Genomic DNA, 14,815 nt, shown 5'->3' with positions numbered 1-14,815 from the left:
TCGGATTCACATCGAGGGCGTGCGGGTCGTCACAGCTAGGTCCGCCGAGGATGGGGTGACGATGGGTGCCGTCGTCGTCGCGGGAAGCACATGCGCTTTCCGGGACGGCTGTCGCACGCCCTCATGGTCGCGCCCGTCCGTTCCTCTTTTCGAATGAAGAGCTTCGACCGATGCGAAAGTCCAGCCGTCGCCGTTCCTCCACGCCTGCCGCCAGCGGGATCGCGTTCAGGCATCTGCCGATGCCGGGGCGGCTGACGCGGGCCGTGCTGCTGGCGGGGACGAGCCTGCTGACGGTGCTGGGTGGCATTGACCGTCTGGCGGCCGCGCAGCTCGGCGGCGGTGTAGGCGTGCCGCAGGCGGCCTACACGGTGGATGCGGCGACCTTGGCCGCCCAGCAGGCGGCAGTTGTGGCGCAGCAGGGCCAGAGCGCGATGCGCCGGTCGATCGATGCGATCCAGGCGATGCAGGGCGCCCAGGCGGCGGCGCGTGCCGCCGCAGCGGTCGCGCAACGCTCCGCGACGCTGCCACAGGTTGTGGTGCCCAATGGTCTCGGGGCAGGTGGCTTGCAGGTCGCCCCCGGCGCAATCTCGGGATCGGACCTTTGGAAGGGCGCGAACCTGCCGACGCAAGCGGCGAACGGCGATCGCATCGAAGTCAATATCCGGCAGACCGCGGCGCAGGCGGTGTTGAACTGGCAGAGCTTCAACGTCGGGGCGCGTACGACGTTGATCTTCGACCAGCAGGGCAATGCGGGCTGGAGCGCGCTGAATCGTGTCGTCGGCAATGTCAATCCCAGCCTGATCCTCGGCAACATTCGTGCCGACGGCCAGATACTGGTGGTCAACCAGAACGGCATCATCTTTGGCGGCGCGAGCCAGATCAATGTCGGCTCGCTGATCGCGTCGACGGCCAATATCACCGACGCCCAGTTCCTGACGAGGGGCATCTATTCGCCCCAGAGCGGCAACGGCTACGTGCCGAGTTTCTCCGGGGCCGGCGGCCGTGTCGTGGTCGAGGCAGGTGCGCTGCTGACGACCGCTGCGCCGACGTCCGTCACCGCGGGCGGCGGCTTCGTCGCGCTGTTCGGCGCCGAGGTCAGCAACGCCGGCACCATCACGACGACGAAGGGGCAGGCGCTGCTCGCGGCCGGCGACGCCTTCGTGCTGCGACGCGGCTACAGCACCGACGCCAACCAGTGGTCGACGACACGCGGCAGCGAGGTCGCGCCGCTGCTTGCGCTCGGCAGCACCACCAGCGGCCGCGTCGTCAACACCGGTCTCGTCGCGGCAGCGCAGGGTGACATCACGCTGGCGGGCCATACGCTGATCCAGGATGGCGTGCTGCTGTCCACCACCTCGGTCAACCAGCGCGGCAGCATCCATCTGCTCAACTCCGCCACCGATGCCGGCGGCAGCGTGACGCTGACCGGCAACAGCTGGAGCGTGGTGCTGCCCGAGCTCGGCAGCAGCGATACGGCGCTGAACTCGCAGCGCAATGCACAGATCGCGGACTCCGTGACGCAGGATCTCGCGCGCGCCGGTCTCAACCTCGGCCAGTTCGACAATCTCGCCAAGCTGTCCGACCGCAAGGATCAGTCGCGCATCGAGATCGTCACCGGCGGCACCGTCGATTTTGCCGGCGGCTCGAACACTGCCGCCCAGGGCGGGCAGGTCGTGGTCAGCGCCGGTCGGCGGGTGACGACGGAGGCTGGCGCAACCATCGACGTGTCGGGCGTGCGCGACGTCCTCATGCAGATGGACGCCAACAGCATCAAGGTCAACGTTCAGGGCAACGAGCTGCGCGACTCGCCGCAGAACCGCGACAGCGGCGCGCTGATCAACCAGAACCTGTGGATCGACGCCCGCGGCCTGGTCCTGGTGCCAGCCGGCACCGGCGGCTACACCTCCGATCGTTACTACACCGGCGGCGGATTGCTCGAAGTCTCCGGCTATCTCGCCAACACCGCCCACAGGATCGGCGAGTGGGCCGCCATCGGCGGCAGCATCACGCTGGCGGCGCCGGAAGTGGTGGCGCGCCAGGGATCGGTGTTCAATCTCTCCGGCGGCTCGCTCGCCTATCAGGGCGGGTTCATCAACCAAAGCTATGTGCTCGGCAGCGACAGCCGGGTCTATAACATCAACAGCGCGCCAGGCGGTCTGACCTACACCGCCGCGGTGACGGGCTTCGTGGTCAGGCACAATCAGGGCGGCAAGCCTGCTCCGGCGCTGACCGAGATCTACGCAAGTCCGCTCGGTGTCGGCGGCAGCATTTGGCAAGATGGCTACACCATCGGCCGCGACGCTGGCCGTCTTGTCCTGTCGACGCCGACGCCGCTGTTCGAGGGCACCATCGTCGCCGATGTCGTCAACGGCCTGCGCCAGGTCGCGGCGCGTCCGGCCGGCGTCACGGACGGTTATCAATTGACCCAGTCGACGGTGGCGCGGGCGGGGCAGCTCGCAGTCGGCCGCTACGACGCGACGGGTCTTGCCGGGGCCTACAACACCGGCATCGTCATCGGGCGGCCGCCGAAGGCTGCGGACGGGATCGATCTCGCGGCGCCGCTGCCGGCGGACCGCGTCAACACCGGCTGGTTCGATGCCGCGCAGCTCGCGAGCTTCGGTCTCGGCGGCCTCAGCGTCGTGACATCGGGCTCGATCACGATCGACGCGCCGCTGGTTTTTGCGCCGGGTGCGCAGGTCAACCTCGTCGCGCCGGTGGTCGACATCAGGGCGGACATCGTCGCGCGCGCCGGCAGTGTCACGATCGCCAACATCCTGCGCCCGGACAATACCAGCGCCGCGAAGCCGTTCGCGCTGCTGACGGCGGATGGCCTGTCGCAGCTGAGGCTGCGCGCGGGCGCAACCATCGACACCCGCGGTCTGTGGACCAACGTGCAGGCCGACCCGACCGCGGTGTCCGGACTTGCCTACGTCGACGGTGGCAACGTCGCCTTCAATTCGACGCAGGGCGTGACGCTGGAAGAGGGCAGTGCCATCGACGTGTCATCGGGCGCTGCGCTGCTGCCGCTCGGCAAAGTCAAGGGCGGCAAGGGCGGCAACGTCACGTTGGTCGCCGACGACCGTTCGATCGGCGGACCGACCGTCGGAAGCCGCCTGATTCCGAAAGCGGCGATCCGTGGTTACGGCGTTGCGGGCGGTGGCACGCTGACCATCGGCAGCGGCCCGGCGATCGTGATCGGCGGCAAGGCGCTGGCGACCGACGGCATCCTCGCGGCCGGTGAGAAGGCGCCGGTCAACCTGCTGCTCGCGGAAGATCTGTTCATCGCGGCCGGCGCGGCCGTGCCGTTCAATTACGACGAGAGCATTACCTATCTTGCGCCGGGCGTCGCCGCGCCGGCGACCGTCATGGTGAGCGCCACCAGGGCCAAGCCGCTGCTCATCGGGCCGAACGGGTGGACCGTTCCCGTGGGACTCATCTTCACCGATCTCGCCGGCACCAACTATTACGGCGGCATCCGGATCGCTCCCGGCACCTGGGTCACCACGGACTCGACGACACGGCTTCCCCTCGGTTTCAACGTCGATCCCGGTATCTTTCCGAACGGCATCGCGCTGACCGCCACGCGGGTGACATTCGCTGCCGGTGATATCGCGCCGGTGACGCTGCGCTTCACCGCCGGCACCGTGATCCCGGCCGGCACGGTCGCGTCACGCGCCTATGCGGTGGCGCCGTTGACGGAGGTCAGCACCGCGCTGTTCAACACTGGGTTCGCGAGCTATGACATCAACGGTCATTTGGGCCTGTTGGTTGCCGATCACGTCGCACTGAACGTCGTGATGTCCGTCTACCGCATCTCCGACAATGCGGCGAGCATTCCGACCGGTCACGATCCATCCTCGGCCCTGACGGTGTGGCTGCCGCCGCTCTACCAGGAGGATCCGGTCGGAGGTCGCCTGATCCGTCGCGGCGGCGCCGACCTGACGCTGCAATCGAACCTCGACACCAGCAGGGGATCGCTGACGATCGGCACGCAGGCGAGCCTCACGGTCGATCCGGGACGGGCGATCGTGCTGCGCAGCCCCGGGCAGATCACCGTGGACGGCCGCCTGACCGCGGCCGGTGGCCGGATCGATGTCCTGCAGATCGGCAGTCCCGGCGATCCCTACATCGGGGCGCGTTCGCTCTGGATCGGCGACAATGCCGTCCTCGACGTTGCGGGGCGGAGCGCCGTGGCGGTCGATCGCTCCGGTCGCCGCTATGGCTTTGCGGACGCGGGTGGCCGCATCACGCTCGGCAATGACAGCGAGGCTCCAGCCCCGGTCGCACCGGCCGGCAATGGCTTCATCATCGTGCGGTCCGGCGCGCGTCTCGACGCCTCGGGCACCAGTGCTGTGATCGATTTTACCGAGGCAGACGCCAATGGCCGGGCGAGCGTGCGTCCGGTGACGGTGGCAAGCGCCGGCGGCAGTATCGCCATCAGCACGCTGAGCGGCTTTTATCTCGACGGCACCATGACGGCGCGTTCCGGAGGCGAGGGCGCGGCCGGCGGTACGCTGTCGCTGGCCCTGGTGACGCCGAGCTACGCCAATCCGGTCGACCAGCGGGCCCCGAACGAAGTGCGCAAGTTCCGCATTCTGGAGGTCGCCCAGCAGGCCGGCGCGAGCGGCCTTGCGCCGGACCTCGCGTGGGGCGAGCGTGATCCGGCCCTGCAGTTCGGGCACGGCCGCATCGACGTCGACCAGGTCGTCGCCGGCGGCTTCGGCACTCTGCGCCTCTACTCCGAGACCATCGCGTTTGACGGTGACGTGCAGCTTGCGTTGCCGCAGAGCCTCAGGATTTTCGGCAACCTCGTCGCCAAGGCGGGCAACGAGCGGATCACGCTGGCCGCGCCTTACGTCTCGTTCGGCAGCGTCTCGTATTCGCCGGCCGGCGGGGCCGTCGAGCCGCGCCCCGGCAGCGCCGCGGGGGACAGACAGCCCGGCTTAGAGACCACGCCGAGCGGTCTGCCGCCCAAGTCGGGCACGGCACGGCTGACGATCTCCGCCGATCTGGTCGATCTCGCCGGTTCCTTCGAGCCGCTCAATCTCGGAATCAATCAGGTCGATGGTTCGTCGGTTGTGACCAGCATCGCCGGCATCGATCAGGTCGTCGTCGCCAGCCGCGGCGATATCCGCCTGACCGGCAACGCCTACGGCAGCCGTACGATCGAACTCGACGCGGCGCAGATCTATCCGGTCAGCGATGCCAAGGTGTTCATTGCCGCCAGCGAGCTCGTGCGCTTTGGTCGCACCACCTTCGACACGCCTGCGGCGCCGCTCTCGGTGTTCGGCAAGCTCACGGTCTACAGCCGGACCATCGAGCAGGGCGGCGTCGTGCGCGCGCCGTTCGGCACGCTTGTTCTCGGCGGTCCTGGCCTCGACCGGAAGGGATATGTCGCTGCGCAGCAGGTCGATCTGCTGCCAGGCAGCATCACGTCGACCAGCGCCGCGGGACTGGCGCTTCCCTATGGCGGCACCGTCGATGGCCTTGTCTATCGCTATAACGGCGCCGAGGTGGCCCAGGTCCTGAATGGCGTGGGTACATTCGGTCTGGTCGGCGGCATCGGCCTTGGCGGCTCGGCCGTGACGGTTGCGCGCGGCGCGCTGCTCGATCTCTCCGGCGGCGGCCAGTTGTTCGGCGCGGGCTTCATCAGCGGCCGTGGCGGTTCGATCGACGTGCTGTCGGCTCCGCTGGCCGCGGCCAATCCCGGCAACACCTACAGCAGCCTCGGCAATCAGGTGTTTGCCATCGTGCCGAGCGCGACGGTGGTGTACGCTCCCGTGGTGCCGGCGACCCAGGGCGCGGCGCCGGCCATCGGCCAGCGCATCACGGTCGGCGGCGGGGTGCCCGGTCTTGCGGCCGGCACCTACACGCTGATGCCGGCCTCATACGCCCTGCTGCCCGGTGCGTTCCGCGTCGAACTCGGCGCACAGACACAGCTCGGCGCCAGCGTCGCGCCGCTGCCCAACGGTTCGTTCGTCACATCGGTGGTCGGCAGTATCGCCAACACGTCCGTCCGCAACAGCCAGCCCAATCTCGCCATCATCACGCCGGGCGCGATGGTCCGCAGTTATTCGCAGTACAACGAGCAGGACTATGCCAGCTTCATGCTGGCGGCTGCCGCGCGCACGGGACAACCGCGTCCGACCCTGCCGGTCGACGCCGGCACGTTGCAGCTCGCTCTCGCGGCGCAGACGTCGGGCCGTCTGTCGTTCTCCTTCGCCGGCCAGGCGTTGTTCACCCCCGGCAAGGGCGGTTATGGCGGCACGGTCAGCGTCGATACTCGTGTGGGTATGACAGGCCAGTCGCTCGAGATCCTCGGCGACGGCACCGGGCCGACGGCGGGCTTCGCATCGGTGCGGGCGACCGATCTCAATGCCCTCGGCGCGGCCAGGATCTCGATCGGTGGCGGCCAGATGCTGGACACTGTGAACGGCTACGTGGCGACCACCGGCTTCGCTGACGGGGTCGTGATGCGCGGCGACGCCGTGCTGCGGGCGCCGGAGGTGTTCCTGACGGCCGGGAATATCGGATTGCGGATCGAGGATGGCGCGCACATCGACACGGTCGGCGCCGGCGCCGCAACCGTGATGCTGTCGCGCGACGGCTTCATCTATGCGCTCGGCGGCAACACGGTCATCGTCTCCAACGGGCTGGTCGACATCCCGCAAGCGGGGCTCGATGGCGCGATTGCTGGCGGCGTCACCGTCGGCGCCGCGACCATCGCGACTGAGGGCACGCTCGCTTTCGGTGTCCAGAAGGGGACGCTGTCGATCGCTGACGGCATGCGCTACGGCGCGCGCTACCTGTCGCTGACCATGCCGAGCATCAACATCGGGGATGCCGGTGCGATCGCCGTGGCGCGCGGTGCGGGTGTGCTGCCCGACGGTCTCGTGCTCAACCAGGATGTGCTCGGCCGTCTGCTGGCGGGCAATGCCCTGGCCGGCGCACCGAAGCTCGAGAGCCTGACACTGTCGGCGCAGGCATCGGTGAATTTCTTCGGCGCGATCAATCTTTCGACCATTGACCCGATGACCGGCCTCTCCAGCCTGCGCACGCTGGTCCTCAACACGCCGGCGATCTACGGTCTCGGCGCATCCGGCGACAGCGCAACCCTCACCACCGGGCAACTGATCTGGAACGGCATCAGCGATCGCGCCTCGCGCAGCGGCCGCAACGAGCCGCGTAGCCTGCCGCCGGGATCTGTGATCACCGGCGGCGCCGGCACCGGCCATGGCACGCTCAACATCGTCGCGGACGAGGTGGTGTTCGGCTATGGCCCGGGCACCAAGCCCGATACCCAGGTGACGCTGGATCGCCTCACGCTCGGCTTCTCGACGGTGAACATCACGGCGCACAGCCGCATCACCGCCAACAACCGCAACACCCTGTCGGTCTATGAGAGCCAGGGCGTCTACCAGACCGGCACGGGGTACAGCTACAGCAGCGGCAACCTCAACCTGATCACTCCGCTGCTCACCGGGGAGGCCGGCTCGATCAACCGCATCACCGCGGGCGGCACGCTCGCTGTCATCGGTTCGGGCGATGCCGCGTCGGCCATGGCGGCAGCGCTCGGCGCCGAAGTCGGGCTGAAGGGCAGCACCGTAACGGTGGCGACCTCCGTGGTGCTGCCGAGCGGCAAGTTCACGGTCTCCGCCGATGGCGACATCGCACTGACCGGCGCTTCGCGCATTGACATGGCCGGACGTGCGGCGCCATTGCTGGATGCGACGCGCTACGGCTGGGGTGGTGACGTCATCCTCGAAAGTGCCCATGGCAATATCGTCCAGGCGGCGGGATCGGTGGTCGACATCTCCGCGGTGAACAATCGCGCCGGCTCGCTGTCGGTGACGGCGGTCGATGCCGCTGCCGGACACATCGTGCTGGCCGGCACGGTGCGCGGCAGCGCTTCGGGGCGCTATGACGCCGGCGGCACGCTGGTGCCGTATCTCGCGGGCAGCATCGACGTCCATGGCCAGACGGTCGACGATTTCGCCGGCCTCAACCGCCGGCTCACCGCCGGCGGCGTGGTCGGCGCCCGCAGCTTTCAGATCAAGCAGGGCGACCTGACCATCGGCGACGAACTCGTGGCGAACAGCATCACGGTGTCGGTCGACGGCGGTCGCCTTATCGTCAACGGCACGGTCAATGCGAGCGGCGAGCGGGTCGGCACGATCCGGCTGTCGTCGCGCGACGACCTCGTGCTTGGCGGCAACGCCGTACTCGATGCTCATGGTACGGTGCTGCGCGTCGACAGCTATGGCCAGCCGATCGATGCGCCCAACCGCGCGGTGGTCGACCTGACGACGACCAGGGGCCGGCTCGGCCTTGCGCCCGGATCGCGCATCGACGTGCGTTCGGCCGACACTGTCACGCGTGGCACGATCGATCTCAACGCACCACGGCTTGGTGGTATCGGCGGCTCCGGCGACGGCGCCAATGACGTGGCGATCGATGCGGCTGGGCCGGTCACGGTCGCCGGCGCGCGCAGCATCGCGGTCAACGGCTTCCGCACCTACCAGCCAGCCGATGGCATCATCAATCAGGCGTTGATGACGACTGTGGATGCCGACAACAGCCTGTTCATGTCGGGCAATTCGCTCACCAACACGCCGGGCGCGCTGCAAAACACCAACCTGCAGGCCCGATTCAAGGGCCTGAGCGCCTACACCGATGCCTTCCATCTGCGGCCGGGGGTCGAGATCACCAGCGCGACGTCGACCGGCGACCTCACCATCTTCGGCGACATCGACCTGTCGGGCTACCGTTACGCCAGCGTCAATCCGAACACGCAGAAGACAGCGATTGCTGGCTCCGGCGAACCGGGCCGGCTGGTGATCCGCGCCGGCGGCAACCTCAATATCTACGGCAGTGTCAGCGACGGCTTCGGAGCGGCGCCATTTGCCGGCTCCGACGGGCAGAACACGCCCCAGGTCGCATGGATTCTGGTGAAAGGAACGCAGGCATATGGTGACGTGGTGATCCCGCGTGCCGGCGTTGTTCTGGCCGATGGCACTGTCTTCCCCCGTTTCAGCGTGTTGAACTACGACTTGCCGGTGCAGGCCTTCACGCTGAACGCGAACATCGTGCTGCCCGCCGACGCGCCGCTGCTGGGCGCGCTGACGCTGCCGGCCGGCACCGTCCTGCGGGCCGACATTCGCGATTCTGCTGGTGCGGTCATCTACGCCCGCGGCACGTTGTTGCGGCAGAACACCGTGCTGCCCGCCGGCGTGATCCTTGGCGCCGGCAACCGCTTCGCATCCGACATCAATGTCGGTCCGATGATCTGGCCGAAGAATACAGCGCTGCCGGTCGCGATGACTTTGAACGGCGCGCTACCGCTGGCGGCTGGCGCCCTCATCCCGGGCGCGACGGACGTGCGGCTGCCGGACGATGCCAACCTTGTGAAACTGCGTGATGATCCGACGCCGCGAGGCATCTGGGCCGCAGCTCCGATGCTGCCAGCTGGATCACAGTCGTGGTCGCTGCGTCTTGTCGCGGGCGCGGATGTCAACGCCGCCGACAGCCGCATGCTGCGACCGCGGGCGGCCAACGCGGGAAGCCTGGTGCTCGCGGACACCTCGATCGCGGCCATCATGACGGTCCTGGATCCCGGCTGGAGATGGAAGGATATGGGGGATGGGACAAATCCGTTCGGAACCCCCGGTGATCCAGGAGAGGACGACATCTGCTCAGTTCTCGGCGACTACTGTGTGTGGAATGCCGGAGGCGAGAGCGCCAAGCAGCTGTTCGCTGTGCCGAGCGTGGTGCGGACGGGAACGGGAGACCTCGAACTGCTGAGCAGCGCCGATCTGCAGGTGCGCACGCGATATGGCATCTACACGGCGGGCACGCAGAAGCTGCTTGCCGCCGACAACGACAAATACGATCTGCCGCGCGGCAGGCTGGACAGCTCGATGGATAGCGGCCGCTCCGTTCTCGGGCCCACGGGTGTGTCCTACGAGGCGCAGGTCAATGGCGGCCCGAGCAGCGTTTATCACGCCTGGTATCCGGATGGCGGCGGTAATCTGCTGGTCGCCGCGCAGGGCAACCTGACCGGCCTGTCCATCAACAACAGCACTTACCAGGACGGCAACCCCGGCAACTGGTTGTGGCGCCAGGGCGGCGACATCGCTGGCCAGCGCACCGCGTGGTGGATCAATTTCGGTACGGTGGCGCTGCCGCAGCCGCGCGATTCCAACACATCTGTCGCGCTCCTCGGCTTCACCGGCTTCGGTACGCTCGGCGGCGGCAACGTCGCCGTGCTGGCCGGCGGCGACGCCGGCATATTGGTGACCCAGAGCGTCGGCCCAGTGCCGAATTCAAATACGACGGCGCTCAATATCGCCGTGGGCTCGACCGGCCGGATCGCGGCCGATGGAACACCTGTCCTGACCGGTGGCGGCGACCTGCTGCTCAAGGTCGGCGGTCAGCTCAACCCGTTGCAGCCCACGCTCCTGACCACCAGGGTCAAGAGCGACTCCAGTGGCGTGCTGGTCAACCTGCGTGGCGAGATCGACGTGCAGGCCGGCACCATCGGCGGCGTCAACCTGACCTACGGCACCAAGACCGCGATCGATCCGCGCTGGCCTGACGCGTCAACCGCCAATGTCGGGCTCGGTTTCGGCGGCCCGCTGGTGATCCCGGGCGATGCCGTGGTCAACCTGTCGGCACGCGGCGATGTCGTGCTGTCCGGCGCCGCCGATCCGGGCCGCGTGCTGCTGCAGAACACGACGAGCTATGCTGCCGCCGGTAGCTATCACGTGGGGGGCGGTATCACCTGGTTCAGCCTGTGGCGCAACGAGACGGCCATCAACCTGACGTCCGCGGGCGGCAACGTCGTTCCGACCATGGCGTATATGCTGGCGGGCGGCACCATCGATCAAAACACCGATCTGGCCTTCGTGTATCCGCCGACGTTACGGGTGCTGGCAGCGAGCGGCAGCATCTACTACGGCAGCTATGACGTCCTGCCGGACTTCCGGGCCTCGCCGCTGCTGCTGGCGCCGTCGCCGATCGGGCAACTCGAGTTGCTGGCCGGCCGCTCGATCTATGGCAGCGGCTACGCCATCGATATGTCGGGCGCCGATCTCAGTGCGGTGGCGACACCAGTGCAGCCGGGGTTCGTTGGCTGGCAGCGCGGTGAACAGGGCAAGATCACCAATACCAACGGCACGGGAACGATTTCGAACAACAACAATGTTCTCGATCCCGGCGGCGTCGAGCTGTTCGCGTTCGGGCCCAACACCGCGAGCAACCTCCATGCGGCGGACCCGACGGCGATGCTGGTCTATGCCGCCGGTGGTGACATCGTCGGCTTCAAGAGCGGCGAAACCGTCACGGGCAGCAGCGGCAGCTGGCCGCGGCCGTCGGTCAGCTGGCGCGTGGCGGCCAAGCCGTTGCGCCTGATGGCCGCGCGCGACATCGTCGGCCTGGGGACGCAGCCCGGGGTTCCGGACAATACAAACACGGCATTGTATGTCGGCAACCTGATCGTGCACACCGGCGACAACGATGTCTCGGTGGTCCAGGCCGGGCGCGACATCCTCTATGCCAACCTGCAGGTCGCGGGCCCGGGTACGCTTGTGGTGTCGGCGGGCCGCAATGTCTACCAGGCCGACAAGGGCGCGGTGACCAGCCTCGGACCGGTCGTGCCCGGCGACCTTCGCTCCGGCGCGTCGGTGGTGATGACGGCGGGCGCCGCAGGCGCGAATTATGCCGGCCTGTTGCGCTATCTCGATCCTGCCAATCTTGCCAACAAGGATGTTCCGCTCGCTGACCAGCCCGGCAAGGTGGTCAAGACCTACGAGAAGGAGCTCGCCGACTGGCTTTCCCAGCTGTATGGCTTCCGCGGCTCCGATGCGGACGCGCGCGCGCGGTTCGCGGCGCTGCCGCCGGACCAGCAGGCCGTGTTCCTGCGGCAGGTGTATTATTGGGAGCTGCGCGAGGGCGGCCGCGAGTTCAATGATGCCAATGGCCCGCGCCCCGGCTCCTACCTGCGCGGTCGCCAGGCAATCGCGACGCTGTTTCCCGAACACGATGCGACAGGGGCGCCGAGCGGCTACCTCGGCGACATCACCATGTTCGGCGGCTCTGGCATCAGCACCGTCGCCGGCGGCGACATCCAGTTGCTCGCGCCGGGCGGCCGGATCGTCCTCGGTGTCGACGGCGTCGTGCCGCCGCCGACGTCGGGCCTGATCACGCAAGGGAAGGGCAACATCGAGACCTACGCGAAGGGCAGCCTGCTGCTGGGCTTGTCGCGGATCATGACGACCTTCGGCGGCGACATCATCGCCTGGTCGGCGGAAGGCGACATCAACGCCGGCCGCGGCTCCAAGACCACCCAAGTCTACACGCCGCCGAAGCGCGAGTACGACAACTATGGCCGGGTCACGCTGTCGCCGCAGACGCCGAGCACCGGCGCCGGCATCGCGACACTGCAGCCGTTGCCCGAGGTACCGCGCGGCCAGGTCGACCTGATCGCGCCGCTCGGCACCATCGATCCCGGCGAGGCGGGCATCCGCGTCTCCGGCAACCTCAACCTCGCGGCGCTGCACATCGTCAACGCCGCCAATATCGAGGTAAAGGGCACCGCGACCGGCGTGCCAACCGTGCAGGCACCACCGATCGGCGCGCTGACCACGGCGTCGAACACCACGGCGGCGAACCAGCAGGCGCCGATGCCGGCCCAGTCGCAGAGCGGCCAGCCGTCGATCATCATGGTCGAGGTGCTCGGCTACGGAGGCGGTGGCGCAGATGACGGCGTGGACGAGCGCAGGCGCGGGCGCCGCAGCGCGCTGCCCGAAGAGACTGGCCGTCGTTACGACCGGGCGAGCGCGGTGCAGTTCGTCGGCCTCGGCCGGCTGTCGCCCGACGAGAAGCAGGATCTGACCGAGACCGAACGTCAGAACCTCGCCGGCCAGCAGCGCTGAGGAGCCGGTGTCGCGCCCGCCCGCCCGGAGGTCGGTGATCGCAAGCATTCCGCTGGACGGGCTATGGCGGCGTAGGCCAGGCCCGCCTGCCGCCTTGTGCAGTGCACGCCCGCCGTATCGCCCGTGCGGTGCCGCGCGCGCCAGCCACTCGACGCAAGACTCATCCCTCGACCCTCGCCTCAACTGCTTGAAAAAGGTATGAAAACGAGGTCGGCCGCTTAGCAATGCGCCGCCCCGGGGGAAATGCCGCTGATGGCAGGGAGCCACCGGCGGAGGAGGGGTCTCATGCCGGTTCGGTATTATGACTGGATCGCCCACCATGCCCGGCGTACGCCGGACAAGATCGCTGCTGTCGATCTCGGCAGCGCGCGCACTCATTCCTATCGCAGCTTCGACGACCGTATCGCACGCCTCGCGCGGCATCTGCGCGCGCAACTGAATGTCGGGCCCGGCGACCGCGTCGCGGTGCTCGCGCTCAACACCACCGACACGCTCGAGGTGCAATTCGCCTGCGGCCGGATCGGCGCGGTGTTCGTGCCGCTGAACACCCGCCTGACGGTGCCCGAACTTGCCTTCATCGTCGGCGATGCCGCACCGACCGTGCTGGTGCACGACGACGATCTCGCCGAGACCGCGTTGGCAGTTGCGGCGCGCTGCAAGACGCCGGCCGTGCTCCGGCTCGGCCCCGGCGGCAGCTACGAGGCGGCGATCGCGGCTTCGCAACGGCTCGAGGCGGCCGAGATCATGACGCTCGATGACATGTCGACGATCATGTACACCTCGGGCACCACGGGCCAGCCGAAGGGCGCGATCATCACCCACGGCATGACGCTGTGGAATTGCATCAATCTCGGCGGGCCGGCCTACATCACGCCATCGTCGGTGCTGCTGACCGTGCTGCCGCTGTTCCACACCGGCGGGCTGAATTGCTACACCAATCCGGTGCTGCATGCCGGTGGCACCGTCCAGATCATGCGGACCTTCGATCCGGGCCAGGCGCTGGCGCTGATCAGCGATCCGGCCGAGGGCATCAATGTGTTTTTCGGCGTGCCGGCGATCTACCAGTTCATGGCACAGCATCCGACGTTTGCGGCGGCTGATTTCAGCCGGCTGATCATCGGTGGCGTCGGCGGCGCCCCGATGCCGGTAGCTCTGCTCAAGATCTGGGAGGCACGCGGTGTCGCCCTGCAGCAGGGCTACGGCATGACCGAGACCAGTCCGGCGGTGCTGGCGCTGGATCGCGAGGACGCCGCACGCAAGGCGGGCTCCGCCGGCAAGCCGGTGCTGCATACCGAGGTGCGCATCGTGAAGCCGGACGGCACCGACGCTGCGATCGGCGAACTCGGCGAGCTCTGGGTCAGGGGACCGAACATCACGCCGGGCTACTGGAACCGGCCCGAGGCCAACGCCGCCTCGTTCACGGAAGGTTGGCTGCATACCGGTGACGCGACGCGGGTCGACGAGGAGGGGTTTTATTACATCGTCGACCGCTGGAAGGACATGTACATCTCCGGCGGCGAGAACGTCTATCCGGCTGAGGTGGAAAATGTCCTCTACCAGATCCCGGCCATCGCCGAAGCGGCCGTGATCGGGGTGCCAGATACCCGCTGGGGCGAAGTCGGGGTCGCGGTCGTCGCGCTCAAGACCGGCCATTCGTTGTGCGCGACGGAGGTGCATGCCCATTGCGGCGCCAACCTCGCGCGCTTCAAGTGCCCGGGGACCATCCACTTTGTCGAGGCGCTGCCGCGCAACGCCACCGGCAAGGTGCACAAGCCGACCCTTCGCGAAAAGTTTGGCACGCCGGGCTCGCTCGACGTCGCCGGAGCCGTGGCATCCTGAGCGGGCGTCGCCCTGCGTCAGGCAGCCACCAACATAAAAAGCAA

The 14,815-nt window shown here is 68.0% G+C and carries 2 protein-coding genes; both read left to right on the top strand.

Annotated elements, in window-relative coordinates:
- Positions 1-170 precede the first annotated feature (170 nt).
- Entirely contained in the window at positions 171-12,932 is a 12,762-nt protein-coding gene (locus JQ639_RS01445; protein WP_211975047.1) for a filamentous hemagglutinin family protein, read from the top strand.
- A 285-nt stretch (positions 12,933-13,217) separates the two neighbouring features.
- Complete coding sequence (locus JQ639_RS01440; protein WP_211970147.1) at positions 13,218-14,771, top strand: acyl-CoA synthetase; 1,554 nt, start codon at positions 13,218-13,220, stop codon at positions 14,769-14,771.
- Positions 14,772-14,815: the final 44 nt, after the last annotated feature.

Origin of the sequence: Bradyrhizobium sp. U87765 SZCCT0048 (assembly GCF_018131225.1) — a bacterium.
Taxonomy (GTDB): Bacteria; Pseudomonadota; Alphaproteobacteria; order Rhizobiales; family Xanthobacteraceae; genus Bradyrhizobium_A.
This window is presented reverse-complemented; position numbering and strand designations above follow the sequence as displayed.

Coding starts and splice junctions, on each gene's coding strand:
- JQ639_RS01440 (WP_211970147.1), top strand. CDS start 13,218: ATGCCGGTTCGGTATTATGACTGGATCGCCCACCATGCCCGGCGTACG.
- JQ639_RS01445 (WP_211975047.1), top strand. CDS start 171: ATGCGAAAGTCCAGCCGTCGCCGTTCCTCCACGCCTGCCGCCAGCGGG.